This is a genomic window from Izhakiella australiensis, assembly GCF_002006995.1.
Classification (GTDB): domain Bacteria; phylum Pseudomonadota; class Gammaproteobacteria; order Enterobacterales; family Enterobacteriaceae; genus Izhakiella; species Izhakiella australiensis.
This window is the reverse complement of sequence record NZ_MRUL01000011.1, coordinates 1-21,497: the sequence shown is the minus strand read 5'-3', so window position 1 is coordinate 21,497 and position 21,497 is coordinate 1. Positions and strand designations below refer to the sequence as shown.

Sequence of the window (21,497 nt, the reverse complement as noted above, 5' to 3'; positions counted from 1 at the left end):
CTCAGTGCAGCAAGGTGCGATAGCGTTCACGCAGACGATGACGCAGGATCATCGCCAGCAAATTTAAAAGCAAAATAATCACTACCAGTAGCAACGCGGTGGCAAACAGCAATGGCCGATCGGACTGCGAATTCGGATTCTGAAATGCCAGCTCGTAAATCTGATAGCCAAGGTGCATAAATTTACGATCCAGATGCAAATAAGGAAAAACGCCATCCACCGGCAGTTCAGGCACCATTTTAACCACCCCGACCAGCATCAGCGGCGCCACCTCGCCCGCCGCCCGGGCGATTGCCATAATAAGGCCGGTGAGCATTGCCGGCACGGCCAGCGGCAGGGTTACCTGCCACAGCGCTTCGGCGCTGGTAGCGCCCAAAGCCAGCGCGCCCTGACGTAAAGAGCGAGGAATGCGCGACAGCCCTTCTTCCGTTGCAACGATCACCACCGGCAGCGTCAGCAAAGCCAGCGTCAGCGATGCCCAAAGCAGCCCCGGGGTACCAAAGGTCGGCGCCGGCAGCCGGTCGATGAATAGCAGCCTGTCGAGGCTACCGCCAATCAGCCAGACAAAGAAGCCCAGCCCGAACACGCCGTAAACAATTGAAGGCACTCCCGCCAGGTTGACCACCGCAATGCGCACCAGTCTCGTCAGCAGGCCGTTACCGGCATATTCGTGTAGCCAGACTGCGGCCACCACGCCAAGCGGCATCACCACCACCGACATGAGCATCACCATCAGCACGGTACCGAAGATTGCCGGAAAAATTCCCCCTTCCTCCGGCGACGTCGGCGCAGTATCACTGACAAAACCGATCATCCGGCTGGCAGCCTGCTGCAGCTTTTGCGCAAAGTTCATGCGATTGGGATACCAGGCGTCAACGATATCGGCCAGCGGCAGGCGGTGCAGTGCGCCCTGCGCATCGCGCATCACCAGGCGATCGCTGTCAATCTGGCGCTCCAACGCGGCCAGCTGCTGTGAAACCTCGTGAAACTGACGCTGCGCCTCGGCGCGGTTGGCTTCAATGATCGATTCTTGCTGTAAATCGTGCCCGGCTGCGGCATCAAACTTTTGCTGCTGCGCCAGGGTTTGCAGCTGTTTGGTTATTTCCACCAGCGTCACCTGACGTAGATGGCTGGCCTGGCGCTGCCAAAGGCGAACCTGCTGCAGCCTCTGGTGAAAAACGTTATCCATATTGCTGGCCAGCAATGCTTGCTGATTTTCTTCCAATCCGGCAAACCAGCCATATGCCATGCCCTGATCGCGCCGCAGCACGGCGATGGCGTCGGCTGGGCGACTCTGCGCACGAATCTGGCTGGAAAGCAGCGTGCGAAAATCGGGCGCGGCAAAGTCGCGATTACCGGTTTTAACCAACAGGCGCTGCGGCGTCGTTTCCGCGCCCTGCGCTGTACCGGGGGATTGGCGGCTGATCACCTCCGCCAACAGCGGCTGCGCCGCCTGGTGGGGCTGCTGAACGCTGAACAATATCAGCGGTTGCGGCCAGAAATAACGCATCCCCTGCCACAGCAGCAGGCCAATCAGCAGTAAAAAAGCCAGCAGGCTAAGCGAAACGGCGCCGGCCGTTAGCCAACGCCAGCGTTCATTGTACCGCTCCGGGGTCATTCCAGTCCCTCCCCGGCGGCAAAACGAGCACGCAGGCGCTGACGCAACAGCTCCGCCAGCGTATTAACCAGCAGAGTAAACATCAGCAGAATCAGCGCGCTAAGAAACAGGATACGGTAGTGAGCGCTACCCGCCGCGGCTTCCGGCATTTCAATAGCCACGTTAGCAGACAGCGTGCGCAGCCCGCTAAACAGCGATCCCCCGGTCTGCGGCGTATTACTGGTGGCCATCAGTACAATCATGGTCTCTCCCATCGCCCGACCAAAGCCTATCATCAGCGCAGCGAAGATCCCTGCCGACGCGCCGGGTAAAATAACGCGTCGCAGCGTCTGCCAGGACGTCGCCCCCAGCGCCAGCGAACCGTTGGCCAGCGAAACCGGCACGCTGAACAGCGCATCTTCCGCCAGGGTGAAAATCAGCGGCACCAGCGCAAATCCCATGGCGATGGCCGCCACCAGTAAATTGCCGGACTGATAGTTTATGCCCCAACAGGCCAGCAAACCCTGCGGCCAGATCAGCCGTTCAAGCCAGGGGATCGCCAGCAGAGAAAATGCAATCACCAGCAGCAGCAGCGGGAACAGCAGCAGCATTTCCCGCCCCGGCGCGAACAGCCAGCGCCAGCCTCTTTTGACCGACAGCGTTGAAAGCGGATGCATCAACAGCAGCCCCCCGGCCAGCAGGAATGGCAGCATGATTATTCCGCTCATCCTCTGCGCCAGCAGCGGCGCCAGCCAAAAGCTGGCAATTAACCCCACCACCACCGTTGGCAAAGCGCCCATCATTTCAATACCCGGCTTAACATAGCGCCGCATGCGCGGCGACATAAACCAGGCGGTATACATCGCTGCAGCCAACGCCAGCGGCGTCGCGATAACCATTGCCATCAGCGCCGCCTTTAAGGTACCGCTGATCAGCGGCACCAGGCTGTACTTGCCCTGATAGTTATCTTCTGCCGCGGTCGACTGCCAGACATAGTCTGGCGCAGGATAGTTTTCATACCAGATTTTTTGCCAGAAGTTACGCCAGCTGATATCCGGCCAGGGATTATTCAGCGAATAGTATTGCCAGTTATCCTGACGTTCGACCCACAGGCCGTTGCCCTGCGGAGCGAACCAGGCGGCGGTAATCCCTGGAGCAAGCTGGCGCTGCAGCAACGGTTGGTATTGCTTACTGGCGAATAATCTCAGCTCACCCTGCGCGCTGAGCGTGGCGAACACCCGTCGCTGCGCTTCGACGATCACCCTGCCGCTGTCGCCGCTGTCAGGAAAAGTACGGATCTGCTGCAGGCGTATTGCGCTGTCACCGGTAATATCAAACCATTGCGATACGCCCTTGTCATCGGCTAATAGCAGACTGCGCCCACCGCTCAGCAGCGCCATCTGGCGCGGCGCTGAAGGCAGCCGAAGATCGTCGCGCAGCCGGAAGCCTGAGTCGCCGCGCTGCCAGACGTTAAGTTCAGCGCCAGCCAATGCGTAAATAAACCCGCCGTCCGGCGACTGCACCAGTTGATCAACGCCGGCGGCGCTTATGCTAAGGGTCTGCGGGCGGTCGCCCGCGGCGAAACGGAAAACCTGAACGGTCTGCGGCTGCGCCAGAACCAGCTGCCAGCTGTTATCCGCCAGCCGGGTCAGGCTGGCGGCCCGTGCAGTCCCCATGGCACGCATAAGTGGCGCCGCACCCAGTGGAAAGCGCCACTGCGGGCGCTCGCTGCTAAAATCCGGCATCACCAGATATAAATCACCCTGCCGGTCGATAAGAACCGTGCTGCCGTCCCGTTGGTCACTGGCGGCCAGCTTTACCGCTGCGGATAAATTCGTCGCCGCTGGCGGCGGCCCGGCATCCAGAGGTAAAAAGCGCCCTTTGCCCTCGCTGCCGATGCGCCAGGTCCACTGCTGACCACTATTAATGCCGCCAGCGACGGCGCTATCCTGCTGCCAGATCTGCCCTTTACTCTGGCTGTACAGCGAGGGCGAAATAAACAGCGGCGTCACCACCCACACCAGCCAGAAAAACAGCACCAGCATCACCAGCAGAATACCGATGCCGCAAACCGATACCAGCCGGCGCGTCAGGCGGTCAATCCGCTGACGACTTTTATCGTTAAAGCTTACCGGTATGCGATTATCGGCCATGATTATCGGTATTTCCTGATGAAGATGACACGCTATGTTGCCCGTATGTGTTTGGTAAGACAATATTCATTCACTGCCGTTGGACTTTATTGCCATACTCTCGCCATAATGAAACGTGATACTGGATACCTTCCTCCTGAATCGCGACTACGGAGTAATAATGGGTCAGGAAAAGCTATATATAGAAAAAGAGTTAAGCTGGTTATCCTTCAATGAACGCGTTTTGCAGGAAGCGGCAGATAAAAATAATCCGCTGATTGAGCGGATGCGTTTCTTAGGTATCTACTCCAATAACCTTGAAGAGTTCTATAAAGTCCGCTTCTCAGATTTAAAACGCCGCATTCTGATTGGCGAGGAGCAGGGTTCCGGTACCCCTAATTCACTGCGCCACCTGCTGAATAAAATCCAGGCCAGAGTGTTAAAAGCCGAGCAGGAATTCGACGGGCTGTATAATGAACTGCTGCTGGAGATGGCGCGTAATCAGATTTTCCTGATCAATGAGCGCCAGCTGTCACCCAATCAGCAAAGCTGGCTGCGTGACTACTTCCGTCAGGAGCTGCGCCAGCATATCACGCCAATATTGATTAATAGTGACACCGATCTGATCGAATTCCTTAAAGATGATTACACCTATCTGGTGGTGGAAATTATTCAGGGTGAGGCCGTGCGCTATGCCCTGCTGGAGATCCCCGCCGATAAGGTGCCGCGCTTTATTAATCTGCCGCCTGAAACGCCGCGCCGCCGGAAGCCGATGATCCTGCTGGATAATATTCTGCGCTTCTGTCTGAATGAAATATTTAGCGGCTTTTTTGACTACGACGAGCTCAATACCTATTCGATGAAGATGACCCGCGACGCCGAGTACGACCTGGTCACGGAAATGGAATCGAGCCTGATGGAGCTGATGTCCTCCAGCCTGAAACAGCGTCTGACCGCAGAACCGGTGCGCTTTGTTTATCAACGCGATATGCCCGATGGACTGGTAGAGCTATTATGTAAAAAGCTGGGGATCGATAACTATGATTCGGTGGTGCCTGGCGGGCGCTATCATAACTTTAAAGACTTCATCAGCTTCCCTAACGTCGGTAAAGCCAATCTGGTAAACCGGCCGCAGCAGCCGTTGCGTCATCTCTATTTCGGCCAGTTCCGCAACGGTTTTGACGCTATTCGCCAGCGCGACGTGCTGCTGTATTACCCGTACCATACCTTCGAACATGTACTGGAATGGCTGCGCCAGGCGTCCTTCGACCCCAGCGTATTGTCGATAAAAATCAATATTTACCGGGTGGCGAAAGATTCGCGCATTATGGACGCCATGATGCATGCCGCCTGGAACGGTAAAAAGGTTACCGTGGTCGTCGAACTGCAAGCGCGTTTTGATGAAGAAGCCAATATTTTGTGGGCCAAGCGCCTGACGGCCGCCGGCGTACACGTTATTTTTTCGGCCCCCGGGCTGAAAATCCATGCAAAATTGTTCCTGATCAGCCGCCGTGAGGGTGAGCAGGTTGTAAGATATGCCCACATCGGCACCGGTAACTTCAATGAAAAAACCGCGCGAATTTACACTGACTACTCGCTGCTGACGGCGGATGCTCGCATCACCAATGAAGTTCGCCGGGTGTTTAACTTTATTGAAAACCCCTATCGCCCGGTGGATTTCGAGTACCTGCTGGTGTCACCGCAGAATTCACGCGATCGGCTCTATAAGCTGATTGATAATGAAATCGCCAACGTGCAGCAGGGACTGCCGGGCGGCATTATGCTCAAGGTGAATAACCTGGTGGACGGCGGGCTGGTAGATCGGCTGTACGCGGCTTCCAGCGTCGGCGTCCCGGTGAATTTGCTGGTGCGCGGCATGTGTTCGCTCATACCGCAACTGCCGGGCATCAGCGATAATATCCGTGTGATAAGTATCGTCGATCGCTTCCTTGAGCACGACAGGGTCTATATTTTTGAAAACGGCGGCGATAAAAAAGTGTATTTATCCTCCGCTGACTGGATGACGCGCAACATTGATTTTCGTATCGAAGTCGCCGTGCCGCTGCTCGACGCGACCCTGAAGCAGCGCGTGGTGGACATTATGAACATCTTATTCAGCGATACCGTTAAAGCCCGCAACATGGATAAAGAACTCAGCAACAGCTATGTGTCGCGCGGCAACCGCCGTAAAGTCCGCGCACAGATGTCCATTTACGCGTATCTAAAATCTTTGGAGCAATCTGACTAACCTATGCCAGTTTCTCATAAAAACACCCCAAAACCGCAGGAGTTCGCGGCGGTAGACCTGGGATCAAACAGTTTCCATATGGTCATTGCCCGCGTGGTTGACGGCGCGATGCAGGTGCTGGGCAAGCTCAAGCAGCGCGTGCATCTGGCCGATGGCCTGGATGCGGATAATAACCTCAGCGAAGAAGCGATACAGCGCGGGCTGTCTTGCCTAGCGTTATTCGCTGAAAGGTTGCAGGGATTCAGCCCCGGCAACGTCACCATCGTTGGCACCCATTCGCTGCGTCAGGCAAAAAACGCTGACGTTTTCCTGCAGCGCGCAGCGGAGGTCATCAACTTTCCCATCGAAGTTATCTCCGGCAATGAAGAAGCGCGCCTGATTTTTATGGGCGTTGAGCATACGCAGCCGGAAAAAGGCCGCAAGCTGGTCATCGATATCGGCGGCGGCTCCACCGAGCTGGTGATCGGGGAAAACTTTGAGCCGCGCCTGGTGGAGAGCCGCCGCATGGGCTGCGTCAGCTTTGCCCATCTCTACTTCCCCGGCAGCGTCATCAATAAAGAGAACTTTCGCCGCGCCCGGCTGGCGGCCGCGCAAAAGCTGGAGCCGCTCTCATGGCAGTACCGTCGACTCGGCTGGGAATATGCGATGGGCGCATCTGGCACGATTAAGGCCGTTTGCGAAGTGCTGGTCGCCATGGATGAGAAAGAGAAAACCATCACCCCGGAGCGTCTGGAAAAGCTGAGCGCCCTTGTATTGCAGTATAAAAGCTTCGACGAACTTGACCTGCCGGGGCTTTCCGATGAACGTAAAACGGTGTTCGTGCCGGGCCTGGCTATTCTGTGCGGCATTGTTGACACGCTGGCGATCAAAGAGCTGCGCCTGTCGGACGGCGCGCTGCGCGAGGGGGTGCTATATGAGATGGAGGGACGCTTCCGCCATCGGGATATTCGCAGCCGCACGGCGCAAAGCCTGGCCAACAATTACAATATCGACAGCGATCAGGCGCGTCGGGTACTGAATACCACTACCGAGCTGTACGCGCAGTGGCGCGAGCAAAATAATAAGCAGGCCGATCCGCAGCTGGAAGCGCTGCTAAAATGGGCCGCAATGCTGCACGAAGTTGGCTTGACCATTAACCACAGCGGCATGCAGCGCCATTCTGCCTATATCCTGCAATATACTGACCTGCCCGGCTTCAACCAGGATCAGCAGATGCTACTGTCAACCCTGGTGCGCTTCCACCGTAAGGCAATTAAGGTTGATGAGCTGCCGCGCTTCACGCTATTTAAAAAACGCCAGATCCTGCCGCTGATTTTCCTGCTGCGGCTGGGTACCCTGCTGAACAATCAGCGTCAGGCGACATCAGTACCAGCCTTGCTGAAGCTGAAAACCGATGACGGCCACTGGACGCTGACCTTTCCGCAGGATTTCTTTAGCCAGAACAATCTGGTGCAGCTCGATCTGGAAAGAGAGCAAAGCTACTGGCAGGAAGTAACTGGCTGGAACCTGACAATTCAGGAAGAAAGCCAGGGCTAATAAATCTGAACGGGCGGCGTCAGTCGCCTCAACCAGGCTAATAAATATGAAACCCGTACTACCGGATAATTACTTTACACAGAAATACCAGCTTACGGCGACCCATTCAGAAGTGCTCGCCGCGTTCCCTGCGCTTTCCGGCGGCAAAGCCCTTGATTTAGGCTGCGGCAACGGCCGCAACGCGCTGATGCTTAATCTCAAAGGTTTTGAGGTAACGGCGTGGGACCGTAACCCGCGCAGTCTGGAAAATCTCAACCGGATAATTGAAGCCGAGCAGCTCTGCGGTATTGAAACTCAGAGGGTGGATTTGAATAATCATCGCTTTAACGGCAGCTGGGACTTTATTCTGTCAACGGTAGTCATGATGTTCTTACAGCCGGCGACCATTCCCCAGCTTATCGCCGACATGCAGGCTTCAACGGCCAAAGACGGCTATAACCTGCTCGTCGCCGCAATGGACACGCCCGACTATCCAAGCCAGGCTGATTTTCCCTTCGCCTTTAAATCGGGTGAGCTGAGTCATTACTATCGCAACTGGCATATTGTGAAATACAACGAAAACGTGGGTCAGCTGCATCGCACCGACGAAAACGGCCAGCGCATTTCCCAGCGCTTCGCTACCCTGCTGGCGCAAAAAACTTACGTAAAAGATTAGCGTCTGTTAACTGGCATCTTTAACGGCCATTGCCTGCGGAATTTACTCAGCAGGCAATGGGTTATAACCATAAAGCGCTTTATTTATCAGCCGTCATCACTTTCAATTGTAAAAATTAGCTATTTTTTGTGCAAAATGTCCATTGACCCTAACCCCAGGTTGTGACTTAATTGGCCTGTCGCCCAGTCGGGTACAATACAGGACTCTTTGCGTGGACAGCGCCACAACCCCCTATCATCGTCGTCAGCGCCGTAAATCGAGCTTAATGACCCGTATCGTTTTGCTGATCAGTTTTATCATCCTTATCGGCCGCCTTGTTTTCGTTATTCCCGGTGCCATCTCTCATCACCAGCAAAAACAGCTGGAAGTCAGCGCGCCTGCCGCCCCTGTCACAGTGAAAGTTAATAACGACGACTAAACTCAATACCCCCCTGGCTGAAGTCAATTTCTGCATGCCAACGATGGATTAACATTTTATTGCCCGGCATAACGCTTTCACGCTACGCTTGCGTAATTAATTTGTCTTAATTTCAGGCGCAAGGGATTAAACATGTCTGCCACGCACCATTCTCAGCAGTTGGCTGACAGCCGCCACCGTATTCTGACGCTCTTGCTCCAGCATGAGGACCTGGTGGAGGCGTTGGTAAACTATCAGCAGCGTCAAACGCCGCTGCCCGACGCCGTGCAGCATGAAGTCTGGGAAATTAAACAAAAAGCAGCCCAGCTTCACGTTGCCGACCTGGCCGATATGCTGGAGTCACTGCCGGAAGAACGGCGCCTGGCGCTGTGGAGCCTGATAGACAATGGCCGTCGCGGGCTGGTCATGCTGGAAGCGGCCGAAACGGTGTGGCAAAGCCTGATTGAAGGCATGAGCGTCACCGATATCCTGCAGGCTATGGCGCCGCTTGATATTGACGATCAGGCCTGGCTGGCTAACGCGCTGCCGGGCGATCTGACCCGTCGCTTGCTGACCTCGCTGGAGCCACATCTGCGCCAGCGCGTGGTAGAAATGATGCACTTCGACCGTGACCGCGTCGGACGCATCATGGATTTTAATCTTATAACCCTGCCAGCGGATATCAGTCTGGCAACGGTTCAACGCTTTCTGCGCCAGCGAAAAACAATTCCGGAGGGAACCGATAAGCTGTTTATCACCGACGGCGAGAATCACTTACGCGGCGAACTGGCGCTGACCGATATCTTGCTTAACGCGCCGGAAATGGCGGTTGCGCAGGTGATGAACGGCGATCCCACCACCTTTCATATGCAGGATAAAGCCGAAGACGCCGCCGGGGCCTTTGAACGTTACAACCTGATTTCCGCTGCGGTTATCGACGATCAGGGTAAGCTGGTCGGCCGGGTAACCATTGAAGACGTTTTCGATATCGTTAATCAGGAAAGCGACAGTAATATTCGTAAAATGGGCGGCGTCAGCCCCGGCGAGGATGTGTTTGCCCCGGTACAAAAGGCCGTGCGCACTCGCTGGACCTGGCTGGCTATCAATCTCTGCACCGCGTTTATTGCTTCACGGGTCATCGGCCTGTTTGAAGGCACCATTTCCGAGCTGGTCGCGCTGGCAACGCTGATGCCAATCGTTGCCGGTATCGGCGGCAATACCGGTAACCAGACCATCACCATGATCGTCCGCGCCCTCGCGCTGCATCAGGTCGAGTCGGGCAACTTTTCGTTTCTGTTTATGCGCGAGCTGGGCGTCGCGGCGATTAACGGCCTGGTGTGGGGCGGTATTATGGGCGGCATTACCTGGGCGATGTACGACAATGCGGCGCTGGGCGGCGTAATGATGCTGGCGATGGTGCTGAATCTGCTGCTGGCCGCGCTGATGGGCGTTACTATCCCGCTGGTTATGACCAGGCTGAAGCGCGATCCGGCCGTTGGCTCCAGCGTGCTAATTACCGCGCTGACCGATACCGGCGGCTTTTTTATTTTCCTCGGCCTGGCGACGGTTTTTTTACTCCCCCACTAAGGGCGTCTTTGACCCATTTCCCCCGCGCCGCCTGAAAAATGGCGGCGTTGTACGTGATCCTGGCGGCTAACAGTAAGCGCAGGCTGTATCGCTCGTGGCATGCTGCAAAGCGTCCCCGCGCGGCTCAGTTGATAAGGCCGGCGCGATTATCCGAGCAGCCAATCCAGCCAGGAAAAAATATGCTGATAGATAAAACCTATGCACCCGTTTTGCTCGTACGGGCCCACGTTGAGAGCGATACGCCGCTGGAAGAGCAGTTTCAGCAGCTACTGGGCGAAAACCAACCGTTTGTTCTGGTCACCGACCATTCTGAAGATGACCATCGCAATGAAACTAAAGAAGATCGTAAAAAGCGCGTTGAATTCTTTAAGCAAATCAAGCAGCAAATGCGCCAGCTGTGCCGTGGCATGATCGTGCTGGAAAATGACAAACCCATTCCGGCGGCGGCCAGAGCGGCAGCGCTAACCGCCAGCAAAGCCTTTGGCTACCCGATCTTATTCGCCGCCAGCGAAGAGGATGCGATTAAACAAGGCCAGCAGCTGATGGCCAAAGACCAGGGCTAAGGGACCGCCGTTGCTCAGCCCTTAGCCTGTGGGTGGCTGCGGGAAAACTCCCTTAGCGCGACCAGCACCGGCATCAGCTCGCGCCCCGCCTGGGTGAGCTGATACTCTACGCGCGGCGGCTGCTCGGCAAAATCCCGCCGCAACAACAGACCGTCGCGCTCCAGCTCCCGCAGGTGCTGGGTCAACACCTTTTGCGAGATGCCCGGCATATCGCGTAATAACTGCGAGCTGCGCAAGGTCGGCGCGGCAAACAGGCGAAACAGCAGCGGCAGCTTCCAGCGTCCGCTCAGCATGCGCATTATCCTACTCACATGCGCCATTGAGCCATCCGGCCCCAGGCAAACGCGGCGCTCGTCATCCGCCACAGGCACTTTTAGGTGCGTAATTGACTCATTCATCGGGCTGCCCTCTAATCGACCCTCTACCCTAACACAGGAACAACACCATGGATCTACAGCTTGCTGGCAAGGTTGCGCTGGTCACCGGCAGCAGCAAAGGCATCGGTGAAGGTATTGCCCACGGGTTAGCGCGCGAAGGCGCTAGCGTCATCGTCCATGGCCGCAGCCGGGCCAGAGCCGAAGAAGTGGCGCAGGCAATTATTGCCCAGGGCGGCAGCGCCTTTGTCGTCACCGGCGATCTGACCGATGACGCCGCAGTACAACGCATGGTCGATGATGCCGTTGCGCAAGCCGGCCCGGTAGAGATCGTGATTAACAACGCTGGCGGTTCCGGCAGCGCGCAGGACTGGACCACGACCCAAGCCGAAGCCTGGGCCAGCGGTTATGATAAAAACGTGCTGGCTGCCGTGCGCGTCACCCGGCGCCTGCTGCCCGCGATGCGCCAGGCCGGTTGGGGACGGGTGGTGAATATTTCCAGCCTCGCCGCGCTGATGCCGCCAGCCGCACGCGCAGACTACGCCGCCGCCAAAGCAGCGATGCTAGCCATGACCGCCTCGCTGGCGAAAGCGGTGGCGACCGGGGGGATTACGGCAAACAGCATCTCGCCGGGAACCATTCACAGCGCAGCGCTTGATAGCGCATTTCGCCAGGCGGCGAGCGGGCATGGTGTGGCCGCAGATGCCAGCTGGCAGACGGTTGAATCGGTAGCGCTGCCGCTGTTCGCTCAGGTACCGATGGCGCGCGTCGGCACCCTTGAAGAGATCGCCGACGCCGTAGCCTTTTTGGTCAGCCCGCGCGCTGGCTATATTACCGGCGCCAACCTGCGACTGGACGGCGGCATGTGGCCGGGGTTGTAAGCCAGCCAGTAGCCCATCTTAGCCCTGAGCCTGCACCGCCAGAGGCTCCCATGCTTTCCACAGCGCAAGGCGCTGCTGATAAGCCTGTTCAAAAACATCGGTATGGTCGTCGCGCCCAGCACCAGCCGTAGCGGCGGCTGTTCAGCATCCACCAGAGTCAGCAGAACCTCTGCGGTGGCATGCGGATCGCCCACCTGCTCGGGCCTGAAGCCGGCCCGTACCGCCTGACGCACCGGGTTATATTCTGCGATTTGCGCTGCCATACGGGTAGATGCACCAAAACCCGTGGCATAAGAGCCCGGCTCCAGGATAGTGACCCTGATGCCAAACGAGGCGACTTCACCGGCCAGCGCCTCGCTCAGCGCTTCGATAGCGAATTTCGATGCCGTATAGGCGCCGCCGGTAGGAAAGCTCAGCACGCCACCAACGCTGGAAACGGTAATAATATGGCCGCTACCCTGGGCTTTAAGCACCGGTAGCGCCGCCTGGATAACCGCCAGGGTTCCCAGTACGTTGGTTTCAAAATTGGCCCGCACCTGGTCAACGTCCAGCTCTTCGACGGCGCCCATATAACCATATCCGGCGCTGCTGACTATCACATCAAGCCGCCCAAAATGCGCCGCGCCACGGCGCACCGTCGCCAGTACCGCCTCGTGGTCGGTAACGTCAAGCGCCAGCGTCAGTACCAATTCACCATACGCCTGCGCCAGATCCTGTAAATCCTCGCGCCGTCGCGCCGTCGCCACAACCCTGTCGCCCCGCGCCAGTGCGGCCTGGGCCCATATTCTGCCAAAACCTCGTGATACCCCGGTGATAAACCAGACTTTCTGCTCAGCCATAACGCCTCCAAATTTTTGCACTTAGTGCAAAAATTTATTAGCATGGCCGCAGTACGGTTGTCAAATGAGTCAGATATGAACCACACCCCGGAAAGCGGTGGCGCCGACGCCACCGGCCATCGCCAGCAAAAGCGCCGCGCAACCCTGACCCGCATCGCTGATGCCGGTCTGAACCTTTTTTTGCAGCAGGGTTATGAGACCACGACGCTCGATCAAATCGCTGACGCGGCGGGCATCTCCCGCCGCACTTTTTTTCATTACTTCCGCAGCAAAGAAGAGGTGCTGCTTGCCCACCAGGGCAGCGGCTTTAGCAGCAGCCTGCAACAGGAATTTCTGCAACAGGGCCCGGAACAGGCCCCGTTAGTCGCAGCCTGTGACTGCTTTTGTCGTCTATCCACCCGCTACGAAACGCCGCACTCAAAAGCCGCCGATCGCATCCTGCGCTCTACCCGCGCCCTGCAATTACACAAAGAAGCGCAGCTGGTGCGCATGGAAGAAACCCTGGTGCAGGCGATGTACCAGCTCTGGCCAGAGCCATCGCAGCGCCCGATCCTACAGCTGCAGGCCGGGTTTGCGGTCACTATCCTGCGCATCGCGTTAGAAGACTGGCGCAGCGGCGATGAGAGTCAGCCATTGAGCTATCATATTCGCGGGCGATTTGACGCGGCCAGACAGGCATTATCTCACCAGCCCCCCTGATGCTGCCGCGCGGATATTTTGCCGCTACATTGCCCGATATTCTCCCGGACTGATGCCCGTTTCCCGGCGGAACACCTGCGCAAAGTGTCCCGGACTGCCGTAACCAACCGCCAGAGCAATATCAATGATTTGCCTGTCAGTCTCGCGCAGCATTTGCTTCGCCTGCTCAACCCGACGGTGAATAAACCAGCGTGATGGACTTTGTCCAAGGGTATTGTGAAAGGCGCGGCTAAAGTGAAACCGACTCATGGCACAAATCTCAGCCAGCCGCTGCAGGCAGAAGGGTTCGGCCAGAAACGCGTCCATATGTTCCAGCACTTTACGCAGCTTCCAGGCAGGAAGCTGCGCAGGTTTACGTCCGCCAGCAGCCTGGCGGTCTGCGTAATTGCGCAGCAAATGGATGCTCAGGCTATCCAGCAGCCCCCTGACGAACAAACTATCGGCCGGGTGGCTGGCACGCAGCTCGTCAGCCAGTCCGCTCAGCAACGCTGAGACCAGCGGATCGCTCGCGCCGGAAAGGTCGCGCATGCTGACCCGTGCGGGATTGAGTCCCAGCGAGCGGGCAGCCCGTTCAATCAACTCAAATCCCAGATAAAGATGCATTACCTCAAAGCGCACACCGGCTCTGGCCTGCCAACGCAAAAGATAGGGCGCGCCGGCCTGGGTCAGATAAAAAGCCCCTGCCCTGACCTCAGTTCCACGCCAGCCTCCGTTCAGTTCACGTTCCTCCACTCGTGCTTCGCCGGAAATTATCCACACCAGCAGCGGCTCAGCGATAGCCGGGACCAGCACATTTTCCTCAAAAGGTGCGCGGCGGAATATTTGCGCCTCTACCTCCTTCCAGGCATCGCCGGCACTCTGCACGATCTTATCGCCGTTGATGTACTGCTCTAACGCATGGCCGGCAGAACGCCGTGAAGGGGGGATTGGGTCCGGCACTGGCATATACCTCGCTGAGATTAGGCCAAACAACATCGTGATATATCTTAGCCTGCACGCCGCGAGATCAACAGCCGGGAGGCTATGGCGTTATTCACTTCGGCGCAAAATCGCAACAGTCAGCGCAAAGCTGCGCACGCAGCGTCATCACCAACGCGCTAAATTCTCCTTTGCCGTAATAACAGAGAGTTCACGGACAAATTATGGAGAATCCTATGAGTATCAAAAATAAAATTGCCCTCATCACCGGCGCTTCCAGCGGCATAGGTGCGGCAACAGCGCGCAAACTCGCTGCGGAAGGACTGATCGTTGGCTTAGCCGCCAGGCGCACAGAGCGACTGGAGGCATTGGTCGCCGAAATTACCGCCGCCGGCGGGCGCGCCGTCGCTCTGAAAACCGACGTGACCGATCCTGCATCCTGCAAAACTGCCGCCGCAGCCCTGATCGCACAGTTTGGCCGCATTGACGTGCTGGTTAATAATGCCGGACTGATGCCGCTTTCAGATATCGACAGCCTGAAAGTTGCTGAATGGCAACGCATGGTTGACGTTAACGTCAGCGGTGTGCTTAACGCCACGGCGGCCGTGCTGCCACAGATGATCGACCAGCATTCGGGGCATATTTTTAACCTGTCATCTATTGCCGGACGCAAGGTGTTTACCGGGCTGACGGTATACTGTGCCACCAAGGCTGCGGTCGCCGCGTTTTCCGACGGCTTGAGGATGGAGATCGGGCCAAAGCATAATATCCGCGTCACCTGTGTCCAGCCTGGCGCGGTCAAATCGGAGCTTTATGAGCAAATTAGCGATGCCGCTTACCGCCAACAGATGGACAATCTGGCAGCGTCGATGACGTTTCTCGAAGGTGAGGATATTGCAAACACCATTCTGTTTGCCCTGCAATCACCGCAGCGCATGGATGTGGCTGAACTCTTCGTGCTGCCGACCGAACAGGGCTGGTAATCGCTTAACCGGCGGGCGGGCGAATAGCTGATGCTGGCCCGCCAGGGCGTCAAGCGCGGGCCAGCGTCTGGATTGTCGTCTGAGATATAATCGACGATTGCCAGTATTTACTAAAAATGTCGGAGACTAATACGTCGCCGGATCAACCGGATGACTGTCTCCCGGGATATGCGGAGATTTAACAAAGACGCCTTTCCACGGCACCTCACCTCGGTTCACCAGAAAATGCGCTTCACCGGAATCGCAGTGCAGAACATCCCCCAAACCTAACGTATAGGGCTCACCGTTCAGGTACAACGTCACTTCGCCTGCCAGGGTATAAAAAATCTCACAGGCTTCGATGTGGCGATGGTTGGGAAAAGACTGACCGGGCTGGAGCATGACAACGCCCATGTCGCACACCGGACCGCGAATGAGGTATTTCGGGCCACTGTCACCAAAACGGTACTCATGCTGCGCTTCATTCGATTTAATCATCACGATCTCCTGTTATAAACCTGGCGCTTTCCACAAAGAGGTCGTCAACCCGTGATCGACCAGACCTAACTGCTCCTGATATACCGCCTGCCATTTCTCGCGCGATTCCTGATAAAGTTCGTGCTTCTCTCTGTCAGGTACATGCTCCCGCTCCCAGCGCACCAGTCGTTCGCCGGTCTCGGCCATGGATGACCAGATCCCTGCTCCGACCCCGGCTGCAATGGCGCAGCCCAGTGCGGTTGCCTCTTTGACAACCGGCACGTTGACCGTCAGCCCCGAAACATCCGCCAGAATCTGGCTCCAGAGTTTGCCCTTCGAGCCTCCCCCGGCAAACACCAGTGAAGTAGGATGGATCCCGGTAAAATCGGCGATTTGCTGCAAATTGCAGGTCGACACAATCGCCGCATTCTCTTCAAGCGCGCGAAACAGTGTGGCTTTATTGCATTTTTCAGGATCGATAGACAGGTTGATGAACGAAGGGGCTGCGTGATACCAGCTTTTGAAACGCATCCGATCGGAGAAAATCGGCATTACGCCCCATGAGCCTGCCGGTACCCGGGAAGCCATCTCCTCCATGAGTGCGTAGGCGTCGACGCCCAGACGCTCAGCAATCAGCTTTTCTTCGGCACAGAAAGCATCACGGAACCAGCGCATCGTCAGACCGGTAAAGAAGCTAATGGATTCGGTTTGTACCATCCCCGGAATGACGTGCGGATTCACGCGCACGTTCATTTCAGGATCAACATGTGGGGGGGAAATCATTTCTGCACTGATCGGATATTTTCATGAGGGCCGCAAACTCAACAGCGGCGTGGCTTGTGAAGGATTTAGTGATTTTGCACTCTGGCGAGAAAATGACTCAAAATTGATTTTTTCGCAATAAATTCTGCACTCGAATGATTGTGGTTTGCGTTAGTTTAAAGTGCATTTAAACGGTTGATTACTTCATAAGAGCGGCTGGCTGATTATGTTGATATCATGAACATTAGGGCCTACGGTTACTCAACCAGCCTGCTTTTTTTCAGAAGCTAAGCTTTGGGATGCGTCTACTTTACTAGTTTCAGATGCCCCCTTTTTATTTAACTCAAGCATCCTCAACGCCTGCTCCCTCTCATTAGGAGGAAGCTGTAAAAAATCACTGACTGCGGCAAGACCATTGAGTGCAGTCAGTATGCCTGAGACACCATGTATTACAATTGCATCCGCTAAAGCTTCGCTTTGTTCAGCAGGCAATCGTTGAAGGATTGTTGTAAGGATCGGGTCTGTGGCAACGGTGGTGTCCATATCGCCCCTGGGGATAGCATCGTCTTTTTGTTCGATCCCGCATATAAGCCAGATCAGCGAAACCCCACATGCTTGTGCAACTAAAGCGGCGCTATCAATACCAGGGTAAATGTCACCCCGTAAGTACTTTCTGATAGTTGTTTCGGACATCCCGCTTCTTCTGGCAAGCTCATTGTTACTAATACCATTCATTGCCGACTTAAGGCGCTCTCCAAAACGGTTTATTCCGCTTAGCACAAAAATCCGATCTCGGTTTTTTGTGTCAACTTCGGTTTTTTTGATGTAACCCATTGTTATAAAACTCCATTAAGCTCTTCAGCCCGTCTCTGCATCTTGCGAACAAAAAGCCGAAAAACAGATTGACCACGGATTATTGTTCGACTAAATTAAATGCATCCGATAACCTAATTTGATTATCGGTTTTGGTTAAACGAGAGAGGATCACATAATGCAATTGTCGAGACAAGATCTAGCCGATCTGTTTGTTGAATATGGCTGTGACTGGTCAAGTGGGGCAATTCTCCTCGCGCTTAAACGCAAAGGCATTGCTCTTGGCGATATAGAGAAAGAACTAGGTCTTAAAGATGGAGCTATACGTAATGTATTTTACCGTCAGTGCCCTCGTTACGAAGAGGTGATCGCACAAAAAATCGGGATTACTCCGTCTATGATATGGCCAAGCCGCTACGTCGACACAAATCGTTTGAGCGCGTAATCAGGAGTGCATGGAATGTCTATCTGGTTAACAGCTAAAGAATGCTTGTCACTGCCCGGTTTTCCAAGCATGGAGCACAATGTTCGTAGTCGACTGAACAAGTGCGCCGGTGATAACCCGCAATTCCGTCGCCGTCGCTTAGGCACCAAAGCTTTTGAGTATCACGTTGATTGCCTTCCTGAAAAGGCGCGGGAGATCGTTAAACAGCGCCATTACAGCAAGGTGCTTGAGCAGTCTGATTGCCGGAGCGTGGCGCCGGTTGAGCGTAAAACCGATGCAGCGAAGGTTCGGGCTGAGCTGGAGATCATGCGCAAGTGTCCTGCTCTGCTGGAACGTAAGCTGGGGTCACTGACCGACAGTCAGAAGCAGATCGCCGATGCGCGTACCACATTGGTGCTGGAGGTTCGCAAACTGATGGACATTGGCAGCATGACGCGTAAAGCCGCTGTAGAACTGGTTGCCACTCGTTCCCGCGAGGGGACACTTCCTGAGCCAGTGCAAAAGGCTGCTGATATTGCCAATGCGCGTAAGGGGCAGTATCGATTTGGTGTTGGTGTTCGGGTGCTCCAGTCCTGGGTCTCGGATTATCTGACGGCGGCAACGCCCGGTGAGCGTCTGGCGTTGATGGCGCCGGGTAAAATCAAGGCCAAAGCCGTTGAGTCTTATCCCTGGATGGCGGAATTTCTGCGGTTTTATTGCACTCCCAAGCGCCCCACGGTGGCGATGGCCTACGAGGATTTTGAGGCAGAGTGGGCAAAACATCACGGCAATAACCCCGTCATGATGTCAACGTTGCCCTCACTGGATACCGTGCGCTATGCGCTGAAAAAGATACCCAAAGCCGAGCGTGAGCGCGGTCGCATGACCGGCTCCGATTACAAGTCCCTGCTGCCGTTCGTGCGTCGCGACTGGTCGGTGATGCCGGTGAACGGGGTCTGGGTCGGCGATGGCCACGGCATGAAGATGGAGGTCATCAATCCGGCTACCGGCAAGCCGTTCAGACCCGAAATTACGCTGGTTATCGATGGGTGTACGCGCGTGGTAGTGGGCTGGAGTCTTGGCGTATCGGAGAGCCAAGTAGCTGTGGGCGATGCCCTGCGCCATGCCGTGTCACAGTATGGCGTACCGCTGATTTATTACTCCGATAACGGCGGCGGTGAAAAGAACAAGGTCTTCGACGCTGACATTACGGGTATTTTTTCCCGTCTTGAAATCGAACACCCGACCGGTATTCCCGGCAATCCGCAGGCGCGTGGCATCATTGAGCGCCTTAACCAGGAAATCCCCAGGCGTGCCGCGATGAAATTCGGCTCCTGGGTGGGTAAATCTGGTGACCGGGAGACGCAACGCAAGTACCGCAAGCAGGTGGACTCTGCGGTGAATGCCATTGAGAACGGAAAAGCACTCAAGGAGGTGCAGCAGGCGGCCTTATGCAAAGTGCCGACATGGGAACAGCTGATTGAGGAGATTGAGCGCCAGGTGGAGCGCCATAATAACCGGCCTCACAGCAGCCTGCCCGTGCGCGACAACGGCCAGCACTGGTCACCGCTGGCGTACCGCAAATATCTGATTGAACGCGACAACATCGGCATTATGTTTCTCACCAGCGCGGAGCTGCATGAAATGTTCCGGCCCGAGAAAATATGCACGGCCCGTCGCGGGGAAATTAAATTGTTCAAAAATATCTATTTCAGCACTGAGCTTGCCAGCGTTGAAGGCGAAGAAGTCCGGGTATGCTTCGATATCCACGACCCACACAGCGTTATTGTGCGCCGCATGGACGGTTCCTGGATTTGTGACGCCATCTGGAACGGCAACAAGGTAGACGCCTTCCCGAAAGCGTACGTCGACCAGCTGCAGGAAAAACGCCACAAACGCCGGCGCCAGCGGCTTGAACAGCAGATTGCCCGCGTGGATGAGGAACTCAGACCCGCCATTGAACAAAAGCCGGAGATTGACCTCAGTTTGTTCGCTGTACATCGAAATATCGAAGAGCCGGAAAAAGTTTATTTATTTGAATCGGAATTTGAAGACGATTTAAAGAAAGCCAGTAATCACCAATAAGGGTATTTAAATGAATATCAGAGAAAAATTAATCCAGTTGCTGGAGGGGACCGGCTACACCCAAAAACAGGTCGCCACCAAATCAAAACTGAGCACTGCTGTGGTTTCTCAATACCTGAGCGGCAGCTACGCAGGCAATATCGCCAACGTTGAAGCCGCCCTCGGCGACTTTATTCGCCGCGAAGAGGAACGCGCCAAGCGCCGTGAAGTGAAGGAAACCTTTGTTCACACCCGGCTGGCGGATATGGCGCTGACGCTTATCACCGAAACGCACCTGGCCGGCGATATCGGCGTCATTTATGGCCCTGCCGGTATGGGTAAGAGCATGGCGCTGCGTCAATACGCGGCCAGTAGTCGCGGGGCCATCCTGATTGAGGCCGACCCGGGTTATACCGCCAAGGTGCTGCTGCAGGAGTTGTGCGCCCGACTGGGTGTGAAAAAGACCGGCACCATCCATGAACTGAGCGACGAGTGCGTCGATGCGCTGAAGGACACCGGCTGGGTGGTGCTGGTCGACGAGGCCGAACTGCTGCCCTATCGCGCCTTGGAAGCGCTGCGGCGCGTACATGACCGCTCAGGCGTGGCGGTGGTGCTGGCAGGTATGCCGCGCCTGCTTATCAACCTCAAAGGCTCTCGCGGCGAGTTTGCGCAGCTGTACAGCCGCGTCGGAATGGCGCTCGACCTGGACGCGCACAAGGGCAAGTCGGAGGTGGAGGATTTCAACACCATCCTGGCCAGCCTGCTGCCCACCGATGACGGACGGGATTATGCCGGCGATGCGTCAATTACCGGGGCTTTTCTCAAGTATTCAAAGGGTAATTATCGCCGGATGTTCAAGCTGGCTCGTGGTGTGGTGCGGGCAGCGCCCCCGACACCGGCTGGCTGAAACTTACCATCACGGTGACCCAGGCCGGCGGCGATGTGCTGACGTTCACGCATCCGGTAAAAGTGATTTAAACGGGGTTTACATGGCACGTACCGTACCGGCACTCGCCGACATTACCGAACAACAGTTGCGGGATATCCGCAATCAGCTCCCCGATGCCGACGTTGCCGGCGACAGCGATTATGCCATCCGGGCGAATGCCGTCTCCGGCGTGGCGCAGGGGCTGTACAACGACCAGACCTGGATACTGCGCCAGATATTTCCCGATACCGCCGACCATGACTGGCTGGTAATGCATGCCCGTACCCGTGGACTGTCCCCTAAACCCGCCAGCCCGGCAGGCGGTCAGGTGCAACTTACCGGCACTGCCGGTCTCCGCGTTGCTGCCGGCCTGCAGTTTCGTGCCATAAACGGCAGTGTGCTCTACCAGACCACAGCAGACACCAGGCTTGGCGATAAAGGCGCAGCCACTGTCAGTGCCCGCGCCATGACTGCCGGCATGGCGGGTAATCTTGGCGACAACACCGCCGGCAACCTGCTCAGTGCGCCGCAGGGGCTGGACAGCACGGTGACCATCACGAGCATGCGTGGTGGCACGGAGGCCGAGAGCGACGCCTCGCTACTGGCCCGCCTGCTGGAGCTGATGCGCCGCCCGCCTGCCG

General features: G+C 56.2%; 20 protein-coding genes and 1 pseudogene. 13 read left to right on the top strand and 8 right to left on the bottom strand.

The window, feature by feature from the left end; all coding sequences use genetic code 11:
* Nucleotide 1 precedes the first annotated feature (1 nt).
* Both pstA and BTJ39_RS15265 read right to left on the bottom strand, forming a co-directional pair.
* A complete protein-coding gene (pstA, locus tag BTJ39_RS15270; protein ID WP_078003555.1) occupies nt 2-1,618 on the bottom strand; it encodes a phosphate ABC transporter permease PstA in 1,617 nt (538 codons plus the stop codon).
* Nucleotides 1,615-3,750 carry an ABC transporter permease subunit gene (locus tag BTJ39_RS15265; RefSeq protein WP_078003554.1) on the bottom strand — a complete coding sequence of 712 codons (2,136 nt, stop codon included), beginning with the start codon at nt 3,748-3,750 and terminating at the stop codon, nt 1,615-1,617. Before BTJ39_RS15265 ends, pstA begins: the two co-directional genes overlap by 4 nt.
* A gap of 160 nt (nt 3,751-3,910) precedes the next feature.
* On the opposite strand from BTJ39_RS15265, the gene ppk1 reads away from it, so the two are divergent.
* The 6 genes from ppk1 (at nt 3,911) to BTJ39_RS15235 (ending at nt 10,715) form a co-directional block, all read left to right on the top strand.
* Nucleotides 3,911-5,977 (top strand): polyphosphate kinase 1, encoded by a 2,067-nt coding sequence (ppk1, locus tag BTJ39_RS15260; protein WP_078003553.1) that lies wholly within the window; start codon nt 3,911-3,913, stop codon nt 5,975-5,977.
* Between the two features lie 3 nt (nt 5,978-5,980).
* Nucleotides 5,981-7,513 carry an exopolyphosphatase gene (ppx, locus tag BTJ39_RS15255; RefSeq protein ID WP_078003552.1) on the top strand — a complete coding sequence of 511 codons (1,533 nt, stop codon included), beginning with the start codon at nt 5,981-5,983 and terminating at the stop codon, nt 7,511-7,513.
* A gap of 46 nt (nt 7,514-7,559) precedes the next feature.
* Nucleotides 7,560-8,168, top strand: a complete 609-nt coding sequence (gene tehB / locus BTJ39_RS15250) for a tellurite resistance methyltransferase TehB (protein ID WP_078003551.1) — start codon at nt 7,560-7,562, stop codon at nt 8,166-8,168.
* A 211-nt stretch (nt 8,169-8,379) separates the two neighbouring features.
* Nucleotides 8,380-8,586, top strand: coding sequence for a YfgG family protein (locus tag BTJ39_RS15245; protein WP_078003550.1), 207 nt, complete (start codon nt 8,380-8,382; stop codon nt 8,584-8,586).
* A 132-nt stretch (nt 8,587-8,718) separates the two neighbouring features.
* Nucleotides 8,719-10,152, top strand: a complete 1,434-nt coding sequence (mgtE, locus tag BTJ39_RS15240) for a magnesium transporter (RefSeq protein WP_078003549.1) — start codon at nt 8,719-8,721, stop codon at nt 10,150-10,152.
* 179 nt (nt 10,153-10,331) lie between these two features.
* Nucleotides 10,332-10,715: a hypothetical protein gene (locus tag BTJ39_RS15235; protein ID WP_078003548.1), complete on the top strand. Its 384-nt coding sequence runs from the start codon at nt 10,332-10,334 to the stop codon at nt 10,713-10,715.
* A 14-nt stretch (nt 10,716-10,729) separates the two neighbouring features.
* On the opposite strand, the gene BTJ39_RS15230 is transcribed toward BTJ39_RS15235, so the two are convergent.
* Entirely contained in the window at nt 10,730-11,113 is a 384-nt protein-coding gene (locus BTJ39_RS15230; RefSeq protein ID WP_078003547.1) for a winged helix-turn-helix transcriptional regulator, read from the bottom strand.
* 47 nt (nt 11,114-11,160) lie between these two features.
* On the opposite strand from BTJ39_RS15230, the gene BTJ39_RS15225 reads away from it, so the two are divergent.
* Nucleotides 11,161-11,970 (top strand): SDR family NAD(P)-dependent oxidoreductase, encoded by an 810-nt coding sequence (locus tag BTJ39_RS15225; protein WP_078003546.1) that lies wholly within the window; start codon nt 11,161-11,163, stop codon nt 11,968-11,970.
* On the opposite strand, the gene BTJ39_RS15220 is transcribed toward BTJ39_RS15225, so the two are convergent.
* Nucleotides 11,916-12,809 carry an SDR family NAD(P)-dependent oxidoreductase gene (locus BTJ39_RS15220; RefSeq protein WP_198412953.1) on the bottom strand — a complete coding sequence of 298 codons (894 nt, stop codon included), beginning with the start codon at nt 12,807-12,809 and terminating at the stop codon, nt 11,916-11,918. The two genes, BTJ39_RS15225 and BTJ39_RS15220, sit on opposite strands and share 55 nt — an antisense overlap.
* A 75-nt stretch (nt 12,810-12,884) precedes the next feature.
* Here BTJ39_RS15220 and BTJ39_RS15215 point away from each other — a divergent pair, with 75 nt between their 5' ends.
* Nucleotides 12,885-13,508 carry a TetR/AcrR family transcriptional regulator gene (locus BTJ39_RS15215; protein WP_176110330.1) on the top strand — a complete coding sequence of 208 codons (624 nt, stop codon included), beginning with the start codon at nt 12,885-12,887 and terminating at the stop codon, nt 13,506-13,508.
* Nucleotides 13,509-13,532: 24 nt separating this feature from the next.
* On the opposite strand, the gene BTJ39_RS15210 is transcribed toward BTJ39_RS15215, so the two are convergent.
* Nucleotides 13,533-14,447: an AraC family transcriptional regulator gene (locus BTJ39_RS15210; RefSeq protein WP_078003667.1), complete on the bottom strand. Its 915-nt coding sequence runs from the start codon at nt 14,445-14,447 to the stop codon at nt 13,533-13,535.
* Nucleotides 14,448-14,662: 215 nt separating this feature from the next.
* On the opposite strand from BTJ39_RS15210, the gene BTJ39_RS15205 reads away from it, so the two are divergent.
* A complete protein-coding gene (locus BTJ39_RS15205) occupies nt 14,663-15,409 on the top strand; it encodes an SDR family oxidoreductase (protein WP_198412952.1) in 747 nt (248 codons plus the stop codon).
* A gap of 126 nt (nt 15,410-15,535) precedes the next feature.
* On the opposite strand, the gene BTJ39_RS15200 is transcribed toward BTJ39_RS15205, so the two are convergent.
* The 3 genes and pseudogenes from BTJ39_RS15200 to BTJ39_RS15190 form a co-directional block, all read right to left on the bottom strand.
* Nucleotides 15,536-15,886, bottom strand: coding sequence for a cupin domain-containing protein (locus tag BTJ39_RS15200; protein ID WP_078003543.1), 351 nt, complete (start codon nt 15,884-15,886; stop codon nt 15,536-15,538).
* Nucleotides 15,887-15,898: 12 nt separating this feature from the next.
* Nucleotides 15,899-16,636: pseudogene (locus BTJ39_RS15195) on the bottom strand (FGGY-family carbohydrate kinase); the annotation flags it as partial.
* 252 nt (nt 16,637-16,888) lie between these two features.
* On the bottom strand, nt 16,889-17,461 hold the full coding sequence (locus tag BTJ39_RS15190) for a helix-turn-helix domain-containing protein (protein WP_078003542.1): 573 nt from the start codon (nt 17,459-17,461) through the stop codon (nt 16,889-16,891).
* A gap of 157 nt (nt 17,462-17,618) precedes the next feature.
* Between BTJ39_RS15190 and BTJ39_RS15185 the strand changes: the two genes are divergently transcribed.
* The 4 genes from BTJ39_RS15185 to BTJ39_RS15170 form a co-directional block, all read left to right on the top strand.
* A complete protein-coding gene (locus BTJ39_RS15185) occupies nt 17,619-17,885 on the top strand; it encodes a helix-turn-helix domain-containing protein (protein WP_078003541.1) in 267 nt (88 codons plus the stop codon).
* Between the two features lie 15 nt (nt 17,886-17,900).
* Complete coding sequence (locus tag BTJ39_RS15180; protein WP_338418164.1) at nt 17,901-19,949, top strand: Mu transposase C-terminal domain-containing protein; 2,049 nt, start codon at nt 17,901-17,903, stop codon at nt 19,947-19,949.
* 10 nt (nt 19,950-19,959) lie between these two features.
* Complete coding sequence (locus tag BTJ39_RS15175; RefSeq protein ID WP_078003540.1) at nt 19,960-20,835, top strand: AAA family ATPase; 876 nt, start codon at nt 19,960-19,962, stop codon at nt 20,833-20,835.
* An 82-nt stretch (nt 20,836-20,917) separates the two neighbouring features.
* Nucleotides 20,918-21,497 (top strand): baseplate J/gp47 family protein (locus tag BTJ39_RS15170; protein ID WP_139356360.1); only part of this gene is annotated, 580 nt, incomplete at its 3' end.